Origin of the sequence: Komagataeibacter europaeus (assembly GCF_002173515.1) — a bacterium.
GTDB classification, from domain to species: Bacteria; Pseudomonadota; Alphaproteobacteria; order Acetobacterales; family Acetobacteraceae; genus Komagataeibacter; species Komagataeibacter europaeus.
The window spans coordinates 2,231,049-2,250,096 of sequence record NZ_CP021467.1; the positions used below are offsets into that span (position 1 = coordinate 2,231,049).

The 19,048-nt window shown below is 60.6% G+C and carries 21 protein-coding genes and 1 tRNA gene; 12 read left to right on the forward strand and 10 right to left on the reverse strand.

The window, feature by feature from the left end; translation table 11 throughout:
• Positions 1-85 precede the first annotated feature (85 nt).
• From S101446_RS10250 to S101446_RS10260, 3 genes are all read right to left on the reverse strand, one after another.
• Positions 86-1,270: a capsule biosynthesis protein gene (locus S101446_RS10250; RefSeq protein ID WP_087608305.1), complete on the reverse strand. Its 1,185-nt coding sequence runs from the start codon at positions 1,268-1,270 to the stop codon at positions 86-88.
• 145 nt (positions 1,271-1,415) lie between these two features.
• Entirely contained in the window at positions 1,416-2,585 is a 1,170-nt protein-coding gene (locus S101446_RS10255) for a polysaccharide biosynthesis/export family protein (protein WP_167376433.1), read from the reverse strand.
• Positions 2,586-3,122: 537 nt separating this feature from the next.
• Positions 3,123-3,197 (reverse strand) — tRNA-Gly (locus tag S101446_RS10260).
• Positions 3,198-3,418: 221 nt separating this feature from the next.
• Here S101446_RS10260 and S101446_RS10265 point away from each other — a divergent pair.
• Genes S101446_RS10265 through S101446_RS10275 form a run of 3 tightly spaced genes read left to right on the forward strand, consistent with a single transcriptional unit; the run spans position 3,419 to position 5,393 of the window.
• Positions 3,419-4,390 (forward strand): tetratricopeptide repeat protein, encoded by a 972-nt coding sequence (locus tag S101446_RS10265; protein WP_087608307.1) that lies wholly within the window; start codon positions 3,419-3,421, stop codon positions 4,388-4,390.
• Positions 4,387-5,154, forward strand: coding sequence for an LON peptidase substrate-binding domain-containing protein (locus S101446_RS10270; protein ID WP_019092537.1), 768 nt, complete (start codon positions 4,387-4,389; stop codon positions 5,152-5,154). Before S101446_RS10265 ends, S101446_RS10270 begins: the two co-directional genes overlap by 4 nt.
• Positions 5,155-5,198: 44 nt before the next feature.
• Entirely contained in the window at positions 5,199-5,393 is a 195-nt protein-coding gene (locus S101446_RS10275; protein ID WP_010516368.1) for a Trm112 family protein, read from the forward strand.
• A 106-nt stretch (positions 5,394-5,499) separates the two neighbouring features.
• On the opposite strand, the gene panC is transcribed toward S101446_RS10275, so the two are convergent.
• Positions 5,500-6,354 (reverse strand): pantoate--beta-alanine ligase, encoded by an 855-nt coding sequence (panC, locus tag S101446_RS10280; RefSeq protein WP_167376434.1) that lies wholly within the window; start codon positions 6,352-6,354, stop codon positions 5,500-5,502.
• A gap of 185 nt (positions 6,355-6,539) precedes the next feature.
• On the opposite strand from panC, the gene S101446_RS10285 reads away from it, so the two are divergent.
• The 5 genes from S101446_RS10285 to S101446_RS10305 all read left to right on the forward strand — a co-directional run bounded on the left by S101446_RS10285 (position 6,540) and on the right by S101446_RS10305 (position 11,502).
• A complete protein-coding gene (locus S101446_RS10285) occupies positions 6,540-6,689 on the forward strand; it encodes a hypothetical protein (RefSeq protein ID WP_182356737.1) in 150 nt (49 codons plus the stop codon).
• A 93-nt stretch (positions 6,690-6,782) separates the two neighbouring features.
• The gene (gene cysG, locus S101446_RS10290; RefSeq protein ID WP_087608309.1) at positions 6,783-8,180 is read left to right on the forward strand and encodes a siroheme synthase CysG; all 1,398 of its coding nucleotides are present in this window, start codon (positions 6,783-6,785) and stop codon (positions 8,178-8,180) included.
• A 101-nt stretch (positions 8,181-8,281) separates the two neighbouring features.
• On the forward strand, positions 8,282-10,345 hold the full coding sequence (locus tag S101446_RS10295) for an FUSC family protein (protein WP_087608310.1): 2,064 nt from the start codon (positions 8,282-8,284) through the stop codon (positions 10,343-10,345).
• Complete coding sequence (locus S101446_RS10300) at positions 10,345-10,539, forward strand: DUF1656 domain-containing protein (protein WP_010508642.1); 195 nt, start codon at positions 10,345-10,347, stop codon at positions 10,537-10,539. Before S101446_RS10295 ends, S101446_RS10300 begins: the two co-directional genes overlap by 1 nt.
• 12 nt (positions 10,540-10,551) lie before the next feature.
• Positions 10,552-11,502, forward strand: coding sequence for an efflux RND transporter periplasmic adaptor subunit (locus S101446_RS10305; protein WP_019087364.1), 951 nt, complete (start codon positions 10,552-10,554; stop codon positions 11,500-11,502).
• Between the two features lie 286 nt (positions 11,503-11,788).
• On the opposite strand, the gene S101446_RS10310 is transcribed toward S101446_RS10305, so the two are convergent.
• Positions 11,789-12,010, reverse strand: a complete 222-nt coding sequence (locus S101446_RS10310; RefSeq protein ID WP_010508646.1) for a hypothetical protein — start codon at positions 12,008-12,010, stop codon at positions 11,789-11,791.
• A gap of 203 nt (positions 12,011-12,213) precedes the next feature.
• Here S101446_RS10310 and S101446_RS10315 point away from each other — a divergent pair, with 203 nt between their 5' ends.
• Entirely contained in the window at positions 12,214-12,711 is a 498-nt protein-coding gene (locus tag S101446_RS10315; protein ID WP_239648425.1) for a hypothetical protein, read from the forward strand.
• A gap of 107 nt (positions 12,712-12,818) precedes the next feature.
• On the opposite strand, the gene S101446_RS10320 is transcribed toward S101446_RS10315, so the two are convergent.
• Positions 12,819-13,337, reverse strand: a complete 519-nt coding sequence (locus S101446_RS10320) for a nucleoside deaminase (RefSeq protein WP_087608311.1) — start codon at positions 13,335-13,337, stop codon at positions 12,819-12,821.
• Between the two features lie 105 nt (positions 13,338-13,442).
• The gene (locus S101446_RS10325; protein ID WP_019085824.1) at positions 13,443-13,703 is read right to left on the reverse strand and encodes a hypothetical protein; all 261 of its coding nucleotides are present in this window, start codon (positions 13,701-13,703) and stop codon (positions 13,443-13,445) included.
• Between the two features lie 116 nt (positions 13,704-13,819).
• Here S101446_RS10325 and S101446_RS10330 point away from each other — a divergent pair, with 116 nt between their 5' ends.
• Positions 13,820-14,146 carry a helix-turn-helix domain-containing protein gene (locus S101446_RS10330; RefSeq protein ID WP_048851842.1) on the forward strand — a complete coding sequence of 109 codons (327 nt, stop codon included), beginning with the start codon at positions 13,820-13,822 and terminating at the stop codon, positions 14,144-14,146.
• An 85-nt stretch (positions 14,147-14,231) separates the two neighbouring features.
• The gene (locus S101446_RS10335; RefSeq protein ID WP_082086069.1) at positions 14,232-14,543 is read left to right on the forward strand and encodes a hypothetical protein; all 312 of its coding nucleotides are present in this window, start codon (positions 14,232-14,234) and stop codon (positions 14,541-14,543) included.
• Between the two features lie 12 nt (positions 14,544-14,555).
• Here S101446_RS10335 and S101446_RS10340 read toward each other — a convergent pair whose 3' ends face one another.
• The 3 genes from S101446_RS10340 to S101446_RS10350 form a co-directional block, all read right to left on the reverse strand.
• A complete protein-coding gene (locus S101446_RS10340; protein WP_052957802.1) occupies positions 14,556-15,278 on the reverse strand; it encodes a M15 family metallopeptidase in 723 nt (240 codons plus the stop codon).
• 41 nt (positions 15,279-15,319) lie between these two features.
• A complete protein-coding gene (locus tag S101446_RS10345; protein ID WP_010508653.1) occupies positions 15,320-15,550 on the reverse strand; it encodes a DUF2171 domain-containing protein in 231 nt (76 codons plus the stop codon).
• 200 nt (positions 15,551-15,750) lie between these two features.
• A complete protein-coding gene (locus S101446_RS10350; protein ID WP_231289902.1) occupies positions 15,751-16,212 on the reverse strand; it encodes a hypothetical protein in 462 nt (153 codons plus the stop codon).
• A gap of 209 nt (positions 16,213-16,421) precedes the next feature.
• Here S101446_RS10350 and S101446_RS10355 point away from each other — a divergent pair, with 209 nt between their 5' ends.
• Positions 16,422-18,962, forward strand: coding sequence for an excinuclease ABC subunit UvrA (locus S101446_RS10355; protein ID WP_208620512.1), 2,541 nt, complete (start codon positions 16,422-16,424; stop codon positions 18,960-18,962).
• Positions 18,963-19,048: the final 86 nt, after the last annotated feature.

Consider the following 19,048-nt stretch of genomic DNA (forward strand, 5'->3'; position numbering starts at 1 on the left):
ACACTCTTTTTTCTATCCGCACGTAGGAATCCGTATACCACTGTGAATTATGCAGTTCACAGTGGCTGTTGCAAAAGCCCTTTCCCTAGCGCAGGTTACGTTCCTCCGCGCCCGCAATCAGCAGCCGGCCCATGGCATACAGGCCCAGCGTGGAACAAATTGTAATGATAAGAACAATAATGTTGCGGGGATATTCCGGCCAGTCGGCCGCATTGGGCTGCGCAACTTCATCAACATAAATCATCTGCTGGTCAGCCTGCTGCTTGGCAGCTTCCAGTGATGCGACATTGCTGGCCAGAACCCGCTGCTGGATCTCGCGTTGCACCATGAGATCATCATAGCCCGTAATCTTGGGGACAAGGGAATTGTTTGATCCCGTGATCTCTCCGCCAGACTTTTTGATCTGTTCAGAAAGGATATCCGCCTGACGCTGATATGCCGCAATCAACGGGCTGTTCGGGGCAGACTGCCGCAACTGCCCCAACTGCATATTGGTGGTTGTCAGCATATTCTGCAGCGTCGTCACGAAATTGATCATCGGCACGGACTGCCGCATGGGATCGATCAACGCGACCACATTCCGATATTCGGCCAGTTTCTGGTTGATGTCCCGCAGCTTGGCCTCGGAGGCCTGCATTTCAAGCGATGTCGCATGAATCAGGTTTTCACGCTGCCTGCGGTTGATCTCATTCACCAGGTTCTCACCAGCATCCAGCAATGCACGGGCGATCTTCTGGGAATCTTCAGCCCTGAAAGTACGAACCGTCAGAATGGAAATGTTTGTTTCCGAATCCTGCTCCACCAATACATGGCGCTTATAGTAAAGGTAGAAGTGTTCAAAATCCTGCGGCATCCCGAACATGGGATAGCGCGCAAAAAAATCGGCTTCCGGACGCTTGTATATATCCAGCAGGTTATTCTGCTTGATCAGAAGTTCCGCAGCATCACGGGACTGCATATAGTCTTCTACGACATATGTGTTCTCGGACGTGGCCCCACTTCCGCCACTTGATTGCAGGATGCTGCTCAGGGAAATTCCGGACTGCCCGGACCGTCCGCGCACGACAAAATGCGCTTCCGATATATACTGCGGCGTCGCGATCAACGTCAGGTACAGGAATACCAGGCTGGTGGGCAGGACCACAAAAATCATAAACGGAATATGATTCATTACGGCGTTACGAAGCCGATTCCCCAACCTTGCCAGAAAAGAGGGGTCATTTTCCGGATGATGATGATGTTCGCCAGGCTGATACACATCAATATTCATGACATGCAATTCCGTCCAAAATCATAAACGACAATACCGGTCAAATCATGCGCCACAAAGAAAGAGTACACCATGGGATTTTTTACAGAGATATCCGGCAAAACGGACCTAAAGCCACAGCATTGATATTGCATAAACTTTTTCATTATTTTGCCATCCATGCCGCAGTGATTCCCGGCGAGATCAACGTACTAATCAGCCCAAAGAATTTGTAGAACTTGTCACTCGATGCGTTGGCGATATAGATGATATCATGATCCCGCATCATAAATCGCTCCGCCAGGAAGTAATTGGTCGGGTTCATCATATCCAGCTGATAGATGACAGGACCGGTTGTCTCCCCGTTATCAACCGCCATGCCCAGACGTTTCAGAACATCGGCATTTTCAAAACGGAACAGATAGATGGCATTCGGGTCCGCGCGGGAATCAAGCGGGCCACCATTGCGTGAAACGGCTTCCGCCAGGCTCAGCGTCGGGGTCGTGAACTGCGTCTGGGTCACCCGTTCGGTTGCCCCAAACACAGAAAAAGTACGCGGCTCATAAACCACCTGCACCCGATCGCCCGGTTGCATCACGATATTCTGCGCCGGATCGTTCTCGATGGTCTTGAGTGGCAATTCGGCAATTTTGTCCTGACGGGTCAGCCGGACGATATAGTCTTCATCCGACTGGACGGTCCGGTCCTCCCCCCCTGCCAGGGCAATCACGTCAAGGATATGCTCACGGTTTGGCGTCAGCGGAATACGGCTGGGCCGCCGCACCCCGCCATACACTATGACCGAATTGGTAATATCGGACAGGATGCGCACCAGCACCTGCGGCGACTGCGATTTCTGCTTCAGTCGCGCAGTAATGGCATCAGCCAGCTGGCTGGTGGTCATGCCGGTCACATGCATCTGGCCACCAAAGGGAATTTCGATATTCCCGCTTCCATCCACGCTCAATGGCGGCAGATTGGACGCCATGGACATATTGGCCCCGGCGGACATGCCCCCGCCATTGGGGCTGAACAGCGCGCTTCCCACTTCATAGATCGAAACCTGCAGGACATCGCCCGGCCCTATCGTGTCATTGCGGGGCGCACTCACGGGCGCGTTATCCGCATCCAGGCTGCTGAACAGTGGCGGCGCCGCACTTTCCAGAAGACCGATCAGTTCCGGGCTGACCTTAACAATGCCATAGCCCACGGTATTTTTCTTGGGGTTCTTCTGGGCCTGGTTGACCTGATATTCCGTCGGGCCACTGGATGGCAGGGTGTTGCACCCTGCAAGCAACAGAACCGTCCCGCCAACCACAGCACAATACCGACCCATGCGAATATGCCGCAGAACTGAACCCAAGTTTTTCGGGAGACAGGAAATGGTCAATGTAGCACCGCAGCTAAAAGTGATGATCGAGAATATAATCAGGCCAGACAGGCAAGCCTACATATATTCATTTGGCAGGAAAGATGAAGAGCAACGCAGGGGCCTTTTATCAGATCATGCTTTGACTGACCATACAGTAAGAATCTCAACGCGCCACAAAGCTGGCGACAATGGAAACCCACTATTTAAATGCCGGTTTTCTGCCCATCTACATACATCGGCAACATCCATATACAGACCCGGCCACCCGAACACAAATGACGGGAAAACGTTGCACCATGCGTAACGGTTCTCTCCCTCTCGTCGCATCACCAGTCACCAATGCCGGACCATGATCTCAAGGTAAAAAAACGGCATTAATATGTAGCGCCAGATCAAATCGCGCCTTGGGGAGAAAATATTCAGGCTGCTTCGACAGAAGGCTGAAAAACAAAAACGGCCCCGAAGGGCCGTTTGTCATCCGACTGATTTACTATCTAAATCTGGAGCGGGCGATGGGATTCGAACCCACGACCCCAACCTTGGCAAGGTTGTGCTCTACCCCTGAGCTACGCCCGCGCTCCGTGTCGGTGAAGCGGTGTTTACGGCAAACCCGATGGGTGTGCAAGGGGTTAAAATGCTTTTGCCGAAGTTTTTTTTCATCCCCCCAGAATGCGGTTGCGGGGATCGCCGGGAATGCCAATCTATCCTTACAGCACATGAACCGGCCGGCATGGGCATAAGGGCAGGCAGTGCCCCCGTCCCCATGCTGGCCGCCAGACCAACAGGAACACGACCAGATGGACTACATTATCGGCCAGACACCCCGCCCCGCCGGTTCCGCCCCCGCTGCAGGCGCCCCGTTGGCACCGGGCGGCAGGCCCGACCCGGTGATGGAAGGCACGCAGAACACCTTCATGCGTGACGTGGTGGAAGCCAGCCGTGAAATGCCGGTCCTGGTCGATTTCTGGGCCACGTGGTGCAAGCCCTGTGTGCAACTGACCCCGGTGCTGGAAAAGGTGGTGCGCGCCGCCGGTGGACGCGTGCGGCTGGTGAAGGTGGATGTGGACGCCAACCGCGCGCTGGCCCAACAACTGACCCAGATCGGCCTGCCGCTGCAGTCCATTCCGCTGGTCGCCGCCTTCTGGCAGGGGCAGATCCTTGACCTGTTCCAGGGCGCCAAGCCCGAAAGCGAAGTCCGCCGCTTCGTGGAAAACGTGCTGAAATCCGCAGGTGGTGCCCTGCCCGCAGCCGACCTGGTGGAAGCGGCCCGCAAGGAAATGGAGGAAGGCCGCGCCGAAGCCGCAGCCGGTCTTTTTTCACAGGTGCTGGAAATCGAACCCGAAAACCCGGCCGCATGGGGCGGCCTTGCCCGCGCCCTGATTGAAATGGGGGATGAGGAAGGAGCCGAAACCGCCCTGAATGACGCGCCTGCGTCCATTGCCAATAATGCTGAAATCACGGGAGCGAAGGCTGCACTTGAACTCAAGCGCGAAGGCCGCAAGGCGGCCGAGGAAGCCGAGGAAATCCGCGCCCGCATCACCGCCAACCCGAAAGACTACGCCGCCCGCTTCGAACTGGCTGCAGCCCTGAACGCCGCGGGCAAGCGCGCTGAGGCCGCCGATGAACTGCTGACCATCATGAAGGAGGACAGGGCGTGGAATGACGACGGCGCGCGCAAGCAGCTGATCCGCCTGTTCGAGGCCTGGGGCCAGACCGACCCCGATACGGTCGCGGCGCGCCGGCGCATGTCGTCGATGCTGTTTTCGTGACGCGGCATGACCCACGGGGGACCATCATCATTCATGATGACATCCCCCGCCGCATCCCGCAGATCGGGGACATGACACTGGCGGACTTCCCGGCGGAACTGGGGCTGTTCCCGCTGGACGAAGCCCTGCTGCTGCCACAGGGGCGACTGCCGCTGAACGTGTTCGAACCGCGCTATATCGCGCTGGTGGAAGATGCGCTGGCGGGCAACCGCCTGATCGGCATGATCCAGCCCCGCCCGCTCGACGGCATGGATGGCAGTCCGCTGGATGATGCCCAGGATGCCGACATGGACGATGGGTACAGCACCACCCCGCCGCTGTATAATATAGGGTGCATCGGCCGTATCACCGCCATGACCGAACGGACGGACGGCACCTATGCCATCACGCTGACCGGCATCGCCCGCTTCCGCCTGCTGCGCGAGACGGAGATGCGCCGCGGCTACCGGGTCGCACGGATTGATGCGTCTTCCTTTGTGTCCGACCTGACGGATGCCGGGGATGACATTCCCTTTGATCGTGAAGGGCTGCTCAACGCCCTGCATGATTTCTGTGAAGCCCAGGGTGTCAGCACGCAATGGGATGCGCTGCGCCAGATGGATGACGCCGCCCTGCTGGTCACCCTGCCCATGATCTGCCCGTTTGGCACGGCGCCGCGCCAGATGATGCTGGAAGCCCCCACGCCCGCTGCACGGGCGCAGATCCTGCGCAATCTGCTGGACGGGGCTGGACATGAACCCGATGAGGGTGCATCCCCATCGTAATCAATGTCGCATGACTAATTGCAACCTGCATGGGATCTGCCACCATGACTGAAAAGCCGCCCGCCCCACCACTGGACCCCCGGCTGCTGTCCATCCTTGTCTGCCCGGTGACCAAGGGGCCACTGGTCTATGACCGTGAGGCCGGTGAACTGATCAGCAAGCGTGCGGGCCTGGCTTTTCCGGTGCGTGACGGTATTCCCATCATGCTGCCCGACGAAGCGCGCAAGCTGGACGCTTGAAAAAAACTGATAAAAACCAAAAGTTTTTGGTGAAGCTTTTTTCAAAAAGCTTCAAAGAATGCAGCCTTTTTGAAAAAAGGCTGCACCCAAAAGCTTCCTGCTTTTTTTATTCCGGCATGGGCACCCCCATGCCGTCGATCAGCCGCACGTCACCCAGCCATGCCGCTGCCAGCAGGCGCGCGGGTGTGCCCTCACTTATGGTGGCAAGCGGCCGCAGGTCCAGTTCCGACCGCAATTCCACATAGTCCACCGGGTCAAAACCCGCATCCGCCAATTGGCAGACAGCCCACGCCAATGCAGCCGGGACATCAGCACCTGCCGTGATATCGGCGGCACAGGCCCGCATAATGCGCGGCAGGGCCACGGCGATCTGGCGCTGTCGGGGCGCAAGACGCCGGTTGCGCGATGACAGGGCCAGTCCGTCGGCCTCCCGCTGCGTGGGGCAGGCCACGATTTCAACCGGCAGGTCAAGGTCGGTAACCATGCGACGGACCACCTGAACCTGCTGGAAATCCTTTTCGCCAAAAAAGGCATAATCCGCCAGCGTCTGCATAAGCAGCTTGCACACCACTGTCGCCACGCCATCGAAATGACCGGCGCGGGCGCCGCCGCACAGCCCCTCCGACACGCCTGACACGGTGATACGGGTGGCGAAACCGGGCGGATACATCTGCGATACGGTGGGCGCATACAGCACATCCACCCCCGCATCTTCCAGCAGGCGAGCATCCGCCTCCAGCGTGCGGGGATAGGTTTCAAGGTCGTTCGCGTTGTCAAACTGGATCGGGTTGACGAAAACTGTCGCAATCACCCGGTCCGCCCGTGCCCGCGCGGCATTAACCAGTGACAGGTGGCCTTCATGCAGCGCGCCCATGGTCGGCACCACGCCCACGCAATCGCCTGCCTGCTTCCATTGCCTGACACGCGCACGCAATCCGGCGACGGTGCTGATGGTTTCCATCGTGCCTGCCCTTTCCCGCTTCCCTATCTGGCGCCACGCCAGCATTCTCTTCCGGGCAGAGTGCATATCATCATTTCCGCCACATGCACGATGGGGCGTGAGGCCGCGCGCCAATTCATGTATGGACGTTGGTGATGGCATGGCTTTTCTGCTATGTCGGCCATTGCGTCGTGCAGGAGGTTTTTTTGGCCCGTTTTCTTCCCGTTCTTGGTATCTGTGCCATCGTGCTGTCACTGGCCGCATGCGCCACCAATACGCCGGGATCGGTCAACGACCGTTCGACATGGGCACGCTGGGGTTATGCCGAAGGGGTGAAGAACGTCGCCTCCCACTGACGCCACCTCACCACCACTCCGCGCGTTTCCTTACAGACCTGCCCTTCCCCAGCCCCAGCTACAGGATGCCGGCGCGACCGGCTGTTTGACTGCATGACCGATATTCCCGAACCCGCGTGGTTTCCCATTGCGCTGCGGCTGGACAATGTCCGGGTGCTGGTGGTTGGCGGCGGCATGATCGCGGCCAACAAGGTGCGCCTGCTGCTGGCCCACCGCGCGAAGGTCGAGGTCGTGGCGGGCCGCCTTGATGCGGAAATGCAGGCATGGGCGGAAGACGGCACGATCACCCACGTCGCCACAACGGCCGACGCCACCACCCTGCGCGCCGCCATGCCCGGCTGCCGTCTGGTCTATGCCGCAACCGATGACCGCGCGGTCAATCGTGCCGCCGCGGCCCTGGCGCAGGAAATGAACATTCCCGTCTGCGCGGTGGATGACCCGCAGCCATCCACCTTCATCACCCCGGCCCAGATCCATCGCGGACTGGTGCGTATCGCCATTTCCACCGGCGGGGCAGCGCCCGTCCTGGCCCGCCGCCTGCGCGAACAGGTGGAAAGCACCATACCCGATGGAACGGGGGAACTGGCCGTGTTCATGCAGCAGCAGCGCGAGCATGTGGGGGCGGCCTGTCCCGATATCTCGCGCCGCAGGCAGGTCTGGGAAACCTTCCTTGACGGCGCGGGCGCACAGGCGGCCCGGCGGGGCGAAATTGCGCGCGCGCGGGCCATACTGGATGACATCATCGCCTCCACCAACACGCGGGGCGAGGTCTGGCTGGTCGGTGCGGGACCGGGCGACCCGGACCTGCTGACGCTGCGGGCGCTGCACCTCATGCAGAATGCGGATTGCGTCCTGTATGACCAGTTACTGTCACCCGCTTTGCTGGACCGGGTACGGCGCGACGCGGAACTGGTGTTTGTTGGCAAACGCCGCAACAAACACACCATGCCGCAGGACGAGATCAATGCCGAACTGGTCCGCCGCGCGCGCATGGGCCAGCGCGTGCTGCGGCTGAAGGGCGGCGACCCGTTCGTGTTCGGGCGCGGCGGCGAGGAAATCGAGGCCCTGCTGGACTCCGCCATTCCGTTTCAGGTCGTACCCGGCATTACGGCGGCCAATGGCTGCGCGGCCTATGCCGGCATTCCACTGACCCACCGGGACTGCGCGCAGGCCTGCATGTTCGTGACCGGCCATGCCCGCGCGGATGGCACGCTGCACCTGCCATGGGACAGCATGGCACGGAAGGGACAGACGGTGGTGATCTACATGGGGGTTTCCGCCCTGCCCGCCCTGTGCGCGCAGCTTATCGCGCATGGCCTGCCTGCGGACTGGCCCGCCGCCATTGTCGAACGCGGCACGCGCGCGGACCAGCGCGTGCTGACCGGGACACTGGGCGGTCTTGCGCGGCAGGCGGCTGAGGCCGGCGTTGGCAGTCCCGCGCTGATCATTGTGGGGGAAGTGGTCCGGCACCGGGTGATATCACCGGAATGAATATCAGATATGCACGTTGTGCCTGTACATCCTTTGTTATGAATTCCCGGCTATTTCCATTGTATTAAACGCCGTGAGGCCACTGAACGGTCAGGGAGGCCATGCCAGACCTACAGGCGAACAGCACGCGACGTATTCACGACATCACACGCACCTTCCTTCCCTGGACTGACCGCCTGCCTGCGGGCTGGGTGGGGTTCAGCCTGCGCACATGGTGTTCACTGGTCCTTGGCCTTGCCACGGCCTTCTGGCTGCAGCTGGACAATCCCCTGCTGGTCGGCGTGACCGTCATGATCCTGGCGCAACCTTTGCGCGGGCAGGCGCTGTCCAAGGCATTTTACCGGCTGCTGGGCACGATGGTGGGCATGGGCGTGTCCATTGTGCTGGTGGCGGTGTGGAACCAGCAGCGCGGTCCCTTTCTGGGGGGTGTGGCGCTGTGGCTTGCCGCCTGCGCCTTCGTGGGATCGCTGGAGCGGGATTTCCGTTCCTATGCCGCCCTGCTGTCGGGCTATACGGTCGCCCTTGTGGCCGTGAATTGCATTGATACGCCACAGAACGTCTTCAACATTGCCGTTTCCCGTGCATCGGCCATAACGCTCGGGGTCTTTGCCGTTGCCGTGGTCAATATCGTATCCGGCTCGCCCGAGGCATGGCGGGGACTGGCGGGTGGGCTGAAACAGCTTATCCGACCGCTGAGCGAAACCGCGCGCGCCGCCCTGCAGCATATGTACGATCGTGGCGCACAGGCGGATATCCGGCTGGGCGCGCGTATACTCGCACTGACCACGCCCCTGTCCTATGCCCGCACGGAACTGGAACGCGGTGGTGCGCGCGCCAACGGGGCGCGGCTGGCCATGGTGTCCATGCTGACCATACTGGACTGCGCGCGTGGACTGGGTCGCCACACCGGGCATGGCAAGATCGACCCGGCGGTGGAGGACGCCATTGCCCGTGTCGCCCGGCAGACCGACCTGCGCACCGACCAGGCCGGTTTCACCGCACATATACTGGACGCCATACGCACCGCCCTGCCCGGTCATGTACCCAACGCGGATGAAGCCTTCGCCATTGAACGCGCCGCCCGCATGCTGACCGCACGCACCCGCATGCATGCCGGACAGGAAGTCCTGACCGAAGGCACTGGCAGCGCCATCCACAGCAGGACCGTCAATATCGCGGTGCAGCCCAACTACCTGCTGGCGCTGATCGGGGCGCTGCGGGTTCTGGTCGGATTTTCGTTCGCGGCCGGGGTCTGTGTGATAACCGGCCTGCCGGGGGCGACCGTGGCGCTGGCCCAGACCGCGCTGACCCTGACGCTGGCCGCGACCAATGTGGATACGGCGCGGTTTGGCATGGGGGCGATCATTGGCCTGCCCTGCAGCGTGCTGGCGGCGGCCCTGCTGAACTTTTTCGTGCTGCTGCATGGGGCGGACATGCCGTTCCTGGCGCTGGCGCTGCTGCCCCAGACATTCCTGGCCTGTCTTTTGCTGATGCGTCCGTCAACGGCGGCGATCGGGTTCAACTACGGCGTGTTTTTCTTCGCCATACTGGGGCTGGACAATCACCAGAGCTATAACCCGACGGAATTCCTCAACCGCAACATCTTCTACCTTCTGGCGGCCCTGCTGGCGTTCATCATCCTTGTGCTGCTGTTTCCGCCATCGCCACGGCGGCAGCGGTTCTGGATGGCGTCCACCATCGTACGCGCGCTGGAACGCCAGATGACCGGCCATGGTGAAGCCGATAGCCCGACCCGACTGACCCGCACCTATGACCGGTTGGCCCAGATGCAGTTCTGGACCGACCGCCTGCCCGGCAATTCCAGCAGCGAACGCCAGATGGAAAGCTTCACCACCTTTGCCGAACTGGATGGCGCATTGGCACGGGCACGGACCTATGCCCGGCAGGCACAGGCAATCCCCCTGCTGCGCCCTGCCGCCGAACTGGCGCAACGTGAACTGCTGCTGCACGCGCCGTGGGACGTCGTACCCCGCATGCGCGACGCCATCGCCGCCATTCCTGCCCCACAGACCCAACTGCCAGCCCAGACACAGATCGCCGCCATCAACCTGCTGGCGGGACTGGATGGCGTGATGCGGGCATGGCAGGCGGCGGCGCCACGGCTGCGGCATTACGGGATCATCAAAACGAAGAAGGCAGGCTGATGCGGCAGGTTGTTGATCTGGAAGGCGTGCTGATCTCGGCCTTTGTCATGAATCTTGGCCTGGCGCTGTGCACGCTGCTGGTGCTGCGCATCGTGCTGTCATGGTTCAACCTGTGGCGGTTTGTCTGGAACCCACCGCTGGCACAGTTCGGCCTGCTGATCTGCCTTGTTGGCCTGTATACCCTGATCCTGTGAAAGAATCCTGACGTGTTCGCATATGCAAACCGCCTTGTGCGTCTGGCCGTTACCGCAACCATCCTGTTTGTCGCGGCCATCGTGGCCATCGTGCTGTGGGATTACTACACGGCGTCACCGTGGACACGGAACGGTCAGGTCCGTGCGCAGGTGGCCAATATCGCGCCGCGCATTTCGGGCCAGATCAACGAGGTCCGCGTGCATGACAACCAGTTCGTGCACAAGGGCGACGTGCTGTATGTCATCGACCCGTTCGATTTCCGGGTAAAGCTGGATATCGCCGATGCCGCCGTAAACGAACGGCGCGCGGACCTTGAATTCAAGACATCGCAGTACGAACGCCGCCAGAAGATTTCGGGCGTTGCCGTATCGGGCGAGGAAAAGCAGCAGTTCGAAGCCGTGGCCCAGCAGGCGGAAGCCCAGTATGCAGCAGCCCTTGCGGACCTGAAGCAGGCGCGCATCAACCTGGAACGCACCGAGGTGCGCAGTTCGATCAACGGTTACGTCACCAACCTGACCATGCGCGCGGGCGACTACGCCAATGCGGGGCAGGTGAACATCCAGATCATTGATGCGGACTCGTACTGGGTGGACGGGTATTTCGAGGAAACGAAAATCCATTCCATTAAGGTGGGCGAACCGGTGCGGCTGGACCTGATGGGCTTTCATGAACCGCTGTTCGGCCATGTGGAAAGCATCACGCGCGGGATCGCCAGCAACAACGCCGCCACATCCATACAGGGCCTGCCGGCGGTGGACCCGGTCTATACATGGGTGCGGCTGGCGCAGCGTATCCCGGTACGCGTGAAGATCGACAGCATCCCGCCCGACCTTGTGCTGGCCGCGGGCATGACGGCCACGGTGACCGTGGTGTCGGAAGCGGGCAACCGCCGCCATATGTCAGTACGTGACGCGCTGCGGCATGTGGGTGATGACATGCAGCACCTTGCAGGACATCGCTAAAAGACTGTTTTTAAAAAATAAAAAGTTTTTGGATTTCGCCTTTTTTCAAAAAGGCGACGTTCCCTTGAAGCTTTTTGAAAAAAGCTTCACCAAAAACTTCTTTCTGGTTCCCCTTCACCTTATCCACAGATTCAGGGGACGAATATCCGGGCAACCCTGTGGATAGAACCGTTGGGAACCGGGGATAAGGTGTGTGTTTTCCACGACTCGTGAAGAGTCGTATGAATTTTTTCTGATATCCCGCCCCGTTCACCCCCGTACATTCAGGCCACCCACCGCACCACCGTCAGGCACGCGGCGGCGGAGCATAGGGATCCGTCTTTCCCATATCCGGTGCCGGGGCATGCCCCATGCGGTGGGCACGGTACAGCAGGCCGTGCCCCAGTTTTTCAATCAGGATGCCACGGCGCTGCATGCGGTCATGGCTTATGGCATATCCGATTTCGCGCACGATCTGACCACGCAGCACCTGCAACCAGCCACGCAGGGCAAGTTTCATCCGTGTCATATCGCGCGCACTCCCGTTCACCGCCATGTCAGTCATTATTCTCATGGCAGATAAGAGTTATCCGCATAACTTTCAAGATGAGGCAGATGGCCTAAAAGGTTATTTTTATTTAATCCATGTCATGACATGAAAAGCATGGCCGCCCGCACCGGCCCCATCCATGACAAGGATGGCCCGAACCAGTCCTGCCATGGGGGGATATCTTGCGTTACCTGTTCCTGCTTTTTGCCCTTATGTGCGGATATTGCGGCACCGCCGCCGCCCAGACAGCCCCGTCACAGGTGATCAGCACGCTGTTTGCCGACAAGCTGACCATGATGGACCTTGGCCTGATCCGCGCCGAACGCGCCATGCAGCATGAAATCGACAGCCTGCCCGACAGCTATGACAGCGAGATGATGCCGGTGGCGGATTTCGACCCCCGGCGTAACACCATACTGGTGGGCATATGGTACCAGGACCACGATACCTTCAATCGTGGGCAGTGCGACAAACTGCTGGAAACGATCAAGAAATCATTTGGCAACCAGCCCACGACCATCGTTGCGTCGTGGTTCCGCCATCATGGTTATACCTCGCTACGGGATGCGGGGCAGTTCTATATCGGGCTGCGCAATATCATCTGGCTGGTGGTGACCGACGGGGACCGGGCCTGTTCCTATTCCATGGCCAACGGGCAGACCACGACCAACGGATTCTGATCGCTAAATCATAAAGAAGTTTCTGGTGAAGCTTTTTTCAAAAAGCTTCAGAAAACGCCGCCTTCTTGAAAAAAAGGCGGCACCCAAAACTTTTACCTTTCAAGTTTTCAGGCGTCTGATCCGTCCTTTTCACGCCAGAACGTACGCTGCAATTCAGCCGCTTCGTCTTCCAGCAGGGGACCAATGACCGCAACCGACCGCTGACCCGCCGCGAATACCGTGCGGCAAGGCAGGTCGAGCGTCGGATTTTCGGGGTGGTTGCCGGTTATTTCCTTCAGACTCGCCTCGCTCTGGCCATAGACTACGCGACCGATCCCACTCCAGTACACCGCGCCCGCACACATCGCACAGGGTTCGGCGGATGTGTACATGGTGTACGACGCCAGCACGTCTGGCGCATGGGCCTTTGACGCCCGTGTGGCCAGCAGGCGTTCGGCATGGGCGGTCATGTCCCCGCCTTCCGCCGTATATCCATTCCCCTGCTCCATCACCACGTTGCCCTGCGCATCAACCAGCACGCAGCCAAAGGGATGATCGCCCGCCTGACGCGCGCGCTCCGCCACGACAAAGGACTGACGCAGGAAATATTCGTGATCCAGATCGGGCAGGCAGGTGGGCTGAGTCATTCCACATCCATGAAAAAAGGGAGCTGCCTGCGCTTGTGCCGGTTCCCGATTTCATTTTCAAACGGAAATATCCGTGCATCCTGCCCCATGACCCGCCGGATGGGATCAGTCCCCATAATCCGCCACGGGATCGGCCATGGCCATACGCACCGTTTCCATCTCGTCAGCCAGATAACCCAGAATATCCACCCCGTCATACGCGCCATCAAAACGGTCCGTCGCCAGTTCGGCGCGGATGGTGGCCAGACGGTCCAGGCGGCGCTGGAGTTGCGCGACATAGGGCGCAATCCAGGCCGGTTCATCAGGTGCGAATCGGGCATCGATATCAGCCTGGGTACAGCCTGCGGGCAGGAAGGGATCGTGCATGAGGGTTCCTTGCATGTGTATGAAAAAGATACACAATCATTCTGCAGGCATGACCAGTTTTCATGGTCCGTATAATTTCCCTTGCCGTATGTGTGTTTTTTAAGCACATAAGTCGTATGGAAATTACGCACAAAGTCGCACAGAGCGCACCAGCTACCACCATTCCCCGTCGCACACGCCCGCCGCGGCTGGACTGGACCGCCATTGCCCCATCCGTCGCGCAGTTACGCAGGCAGGGTTGCTCCACCCGCGAAACCGCGCGCAGGCTGGGCCTGAACATCAAGACGCTGGAGGCCCACCTGCGCCGCCACCGCATCCGCCATGCCATTCCCATGGACCGGCCGGACCAGGTCCGCCGCACCTGCCTGAACTGCGATACCGCCTTTGTCGCGGATGGCCGTTTCCTGCGCCTGTGCCCGGAATGCCGGACCATGTTCAGCTAAGGCGCGACTCACATTTATGTGCAACCGGAACCCGGTCACCGCTTTCACTGTTGAGGATTCATCATACCAAGGCAGGGACCCGCACATGGATACGCATACGTCTTCAACCCCGACATCATCGACCACGCCCGACGCATCGACCCGTATCCAGTTCCGCCTGTCCCTGCACCATGACCGTCCCGCACACCCGCGCCGACGCCGCATGCGTTCGCTGGCAGCGCTTGGCCTGGCGCTGGTTCTTGCCAGCACGGGGTTAAGCGGGTGCAAGCGGCACCATGAAACCACCGGCGAGAAAATAGATCATTTCGGGGACAAGATGCAGGACACGTTCGACCCGCCAAAAGGGCCGGCGGAAAAGGCCGGGCGCTCGATTGACCGCACCATCCATAACGACTGACACCCGATCCGGTCAGGGCGCGGTATCGCGCCCGATCGCATCAAACGGCAGGTCCATGACCGGATAATCCTGCCAGTGACCATAATCGAAATGCCACCATTCCTCGGCCAGTGGCAGGAAACCGCTCGCCATCATGATCTGGGCCAGCAGGTCACGCAGGGCACGCGCTGCGGCATTGCCACCGCCATAGGCCACATGGGCGCGCGGCGTCATTTCATCAAAGCCCGACGGCATGGACACCACCCGGCGGGTTGCAAGATCCCACAGGGTCAGGTCCACGGCGCATCCACGATTGTGACGGGAACCGATGGCGGGATCACCGACGAATTCGTACAGATCCTCCGGCACCGCCTGACGGAACAGGTAACTGACATGCCATGGACGATAGGCATCATACACCAGCAGCCCATAGCCGTGCCGCGCGGCAAGTGCGCGTGCATGTGACAGGGCCTGCGCCGCCGGGCGCTGCAGGAACGCCCGTGGCGCGGGATAGACGGGAAAGCCCAGGAAATTCCGTGCCGTGGCATAACGGACATCCAGTGCGATCGCCGGATCGACCCGCGTGATGTCAATCAGGTCGGCGGCCCTGCGTGCAGGTGCGAACAACGGCATGCGCGCTGCCCGTGCGTTGGCCAGCAACACATCGGGCGGGTACTGCAATGGCGCGCGGAATGTATCGTCATCCGGCAGCGTATCGGCAACCGGACCAGCCTGCCGTTGCATTTCATGCGACATGCGCGGCCTTTCCCATCACACAGTCAGCAGCATGACGCCATTCAGGCGGGCGGGGTATAGGACTGCACGTCTTCCAGCGTATGGCTGAGCAGGATCTTGCCGCCATCGGTGGACTGCACCCATGACACGGGAATGGTGAAGGTACTTTCCGCCGGGCCATCAACCGTGATCTGGATGGTGGCATTGGTGTTGACGGCTGTCAGCGTGCCCATGCGGCCCGAACCTGTCGCGAACACATCCTGGCCCAGCATGGACTGCGTTACATCTGTCATGAATTTCCCTTCCCTGCGCAGCCACGAAAGCCACGCTGTCCTGTCGGCCTGAACCCCGCCATCATTCCAGGATCATCCGGTCACGGGGCGCGCCCCGCAGAACGGGGCGGCAGACAGGTTGCGATTGATGCCGCCATGGACATGGCGTTCCGGATTCATGCCCCGCATAACACACGCCGGGGGCACAAGTTGCCCTGCCCTCAGTTCACGCCAAACTGCTTGCGCTGGGACATGACCTTATTCAGCCGTTCATTATAGCTATGGTAGGTGCCACGGGGCACGCAACCCATTTCCTCCAGATCCTCGAGCTTGATGCTGTCGTTCAGCCATGAATTGACTTCATTGAACTCGACTTTCTGCGGCACTTCGCGACCGCTGAAGACCACCGGATCATCCTGCCCCTGCACATAACCGAACTTCATGAACGTCCCGCCTGCGGGCGTGTCATGCGGGGCCATTTCACCACATACGACCGATGTCGCATCCATGGAATGCACCGAGACATTGCGGAATGTCGCCCCGTGGGGGTCAGGCAGGGTGGCCGCGACATGGCGCTCCGCCTCGGCAATGACAGAAGTCTTTTCCCCATGCCGTCCGGACGCCGCGTGGGCCACCCCGGAAAACAGGCATATGGATACGCCCAGTATGATGAACCTTTTCATGCTTCCGCCTGCCTGATCATTCGCTTTGTCATTGTCCGATCTTTCTGATGCGCTGCCCCGTTCCATCGGTCAAGCAGGCGACCTGCCATCGGATCAATATCAATTACATAATGTGCGATAACAATAAGAAAGGCGCGCCAGACAAACCGCCGCCGCCGCGTTATAACGGAGGCAACGCCGCCACCGGCACATTGCATGAAGGCCATCCCATGTCACAGCGCCCCATTTCCGATCCTGAACCCGATCCACACAGCCGGGCGGATTTCGTGCATGTGCGTGGCGCGCGCGAACACAACCTGAAGGATGTCAGCGTGGACATGCCGCGTGACCAGCTGGTGGTGTTCACGGGGGTTTCGGGGTCGGGGAAGTCATCCCTCGCCTTCGGGACGCTGTATGCGGAAGCGCAACGACGGTATCTGGAATCCGTCTCCCCCTACGCACGTCGGCTGTTCAGGCAGATGCCGGTGCCCGACGTGACCGCCATCGAGGGCCTGCCCCCCGCCATCGCCCTGCAACAGCAGCGCGGCACGGGCACCGGGCGGTCTTCGGTCGGCAGCATCACCACGCTGTCGAACCTGCTGCGCATGCTGTATTCCCGTGCGGGACATTATCCCGACGGCATGAAACGGCTGGAGGCGGAATCCTTTTCCGTCAACACCCCCATGGGGGCCTGCCCGCAATGCCATGGGCAGGGCCGGATCATGGATACCACAACGGACCTGCTGGTGCCCGATGACAGCCTGTCCATCCGCCAGCGCGCCGTGGCCGCATGGCCCACCGCATGGCAGGGGCAGAACCTGCGGGACATCCTGATTACCAAGGGCGTGGACGTGGACTGCCCATGGCGCGACCTGCCGCAGAAAACGCGCGACTGGATCCTCTATACCGAGGAAACGCCGACCTACCCCGTCTATCCCGGCCTGGACCATGCCGCCGTGCAGCGCGCGATCCGTGACCATGTGCCGCCGTCCTATAACGGCACGTTCACCGGCGCCCGGCGCTACGTAATGCATACCTTCGCGACATCACAGAGTGCGAACATGCGCAGGCGGGCCGAACGCTTCCTGACCGCGACCCCGTGCCCCACCTGCCATGGGCAGCGCCTGAACCCTGACGCACTGCGTGTCACGCTGGCGGGGCTGAACATTGCGCAGATGACGCAGCAGACCCTGTCCACCATCGCGCGCACCCTCGCCCCACTGGCCGAAGGCACGCAGGTGCTGAAGGATACGCCACAGGCGGGCGACGCCACCGCCATTGCCGCCCGCCGCATGGCCGCCGACCTGATCGGCCGCATTGGCGTGCTGGAACATCTGGGGCTGGGCTACCTGCAGGCCGACCGTTCGGTCACCACCCTGTCACCGGGGGAATACCAGCGGCTGCGGCTGGGGACACAGATCCGCTCCAACCTGTTTGGCGTGGTGTATGTGCTGGATGAGCCCTCCAGCGGGCTGCATCCGGCGGATGCCCATAACCTGCTGGATGCGCTGGAGGGGCTGAAGGCAGCAGGGAATTCGCTGTTCATCGTCGAACACAACCTCTACCTGATCCGCCGCGCGGACTGGATTGTCGATGTTGGTCCCGACGCGGGCACGCGGGGGGGCGAAGTGCTGTACAGCGGCCCGCCAGATGGCCTGCGGGACGTGAAGCTGTCGCGCACCGCGCCTTATCTGTTCGCCAGTAACGCGCCCATCGCGGGCACGCCGCGTCCGGCAAAGGGATGGTTGAAACTGGGCGGCATCACGTGGAACAACCTGCACGACCTGAGTGTCGAGATCCCGCTGGGTACCTTCGTCACCGTCACCGGCCTTTCCGGGTCGGGCAAATCCAGCCTGGTCAGCCAGGCCCTGCCCGCCATCGTGGCGCACGCACTGGGACAGAAGCTGGTGCAGGATACGGATGGCGAAAACATCGAAGACATGCCCATCGGCACACCGCAGGGGCATGTCACATCAGGGGCCAGCCAGATCAAACGGCTGGTCATGATCGACCAGAAACCGATCGGTCGTACGCCGCGTTCCAATCTTGCGACCTATACCGGCCTGTTTGACACGATACGGCAGATGTATGCCGCAACCGACCTTGCGAAATCACGCGGTTACGACGCCGGGCGTTTTTCCTTCAACCTGCCCAAGGGGCGCTGCCCCACCTGCGAGGGCGCGGGATCTGTCATGGTGGAACTGCTGTTCCTGCCCAGTGTCTATTCCCCCTGTCCCACCTGCCACGGCACACGCTATCAGCCGGATGTTCTGGAGGTCACGATACGGGGCAAATCCATTGCCGATGTCCTGAACATGACGGTGAATGACGCGGCCACGTTCTTTGCCGACACGCCATCACTGGCCAATGCGCTGGGCACATTGCAGCAGGGCGGTCTTGGCTACCTGCGGCTGGGACAGCCCGCAACCGAGCTTTCGGGGGGCGAGGCACAGCGCATCAAGCTTGCGACCGAACTGCAGAAGCAGCGCCGGGGCCACACGCTGTATATCCTTGATGAACCGACCACCGGCCTGCACCCGGCGGATGTGGACCGGCTGCAGACCCACCTGCAATCCCTGGTCGATGGCGGTCATACCGTGGTGGTGGCCGAACATGACATGCGGGTCGCGGCACGCGGGGACTGGGTGATCGACATGGGACCAGGTGCCGGGGATGCAGGCGGGCGGATCGTCGCCGCAGGCACGCCCCATGATGTCGCACGCGTACCGAACAGCCGCACCGCGCCCTTCCTGCTGCCGCTGACCGGCTGAAAATCAAGAGAAGTTTTTGGTGAAGCTTTTTTAAAAGCTTCGAAGAATGCCGCCTTTTTGAAAAAAGGCGGCACCCAAAAACTTTT

Excerpts from the sequence above, each read along its gene's own strand:
- S101446_RS10335 (WP_082086069.1), top strand. The coding sequence starts at position 14,232 with ATGGATACGCATACGTCTTCAACCCCGACATCATCGACCACGCCCGAC.
- S101446_RS10330 (WP_048851842.1), top strand. The coding sequence starts at position 13,820 with ATGGAAATTACGCACAAAGTCGCACAGAGCGCACCAGCTACCACCATT.
- S101446_RS10295 (WP_087608310.1), top strand. The coding sequence starts at position 8,282 with ATGCCAGACCTACAGGCGAACAGCACGCGACGTATTCACGACATCACA.
- S101446_RS10275 (WP_010516368.1), top strand. The coding sequence starts at position 5,199 with ATGACTGAAAAGCCGCCCGCCCCACCACTGGACCCCCGGCTGCTGTCC.
- S101446_RS10355 (WP_208620512.1), top strand. The coding sequence starts at position 16,422 with ATGTCACAGCGCCCCATTTCCGATCCTGAACCCGATCCACACAGCCGG.
- S101446_RS10320 (WP_087608311.1), bottom strand. The coding sequence starts at position 13,337 with ATGACTCAGCCCACCTGCCTGCCCGATCTGGATCACGAATATTTCCTG.
- S101446_RS10300 (WP_010508642.1), top strand. The coding sequence starts at position 10,345 with ATGCGGCAGGTTGTTGATCTGGAAGGCGTGCTGATCTCGGCCTTTGTC.
- S101446_RS10325 (WP_019085824.1), bottom strand. The coding sequence starts at position 13,703 with ATGCACGATCCCTTCCTGCCCGCAGGCTGTACCCAGGCTGATATCGAT.
- S101446_RS10255 (WP_167376433.1), bottom strand. The coding sequence starts at position 2,585 with ATGGGTCGGTATTGTGCTGTGGTTGGCGGGACGGTTCTGTTGCTTGCA.
- cysG (WP_087608309.1), top strand. The coding sequence starts at position 6,783 with ATGACCGATATTCCCGAACCCGCGTGGTTTCCCATTGCGCTGCGGCTG.
- panC (WP_167376434.1), bottom strand. The coding sequence starts at position 6,354 with ATGGAAACCATCAGCACCGTCGCCGGATTGCGTGCGCGTGTCAGGCAA.
- S101446_RS10265 (WP_087608307.1), top strand. The coding sequence starts at position 3,419 with ATGGACTACATTATCGGCCAGACACCCCGCCCCGCCGGTTCCGCCCCC.
- S101446_RS10350 (WP_231289902.1), bottom strand. The coding sequence starts at position 16,212 with ATGAAAAGGTTCATCATACTGGGCGTATCCATATGCCTGTTTTCCGGG.
- S101446_RS10340 (WP_052957802.1), bottom strand. The coding sequence starts at position 15,278 with ATGTCGCATGAAATGCAACGGCAGGCTGGTCCGGTTGCCGATACGCTG.
- S101446_RS10250 (WP_087608305.1), bottom strand. The coding sequence starts at position 1,270 with ATGAATATTGATGTGTATCAGCCTGGCGAACATCATCATCATCCGGAA.
- S101446_RS10310 (WP_010508646.1), bottom strand. The coding sequence starts at position 12,010 with ATGACACGGATGAAACTTGCCCTGCGTGGCTGGTTGCAGGTGCTGCGT.
- S101446_RS10345 (WP_010508653.1), bottom strand. The coding sequence starts at position 15,550 with ATGACAGATGTAACGCAGTCCATGCTGGGCCAGGATGTGTTCGCGACA.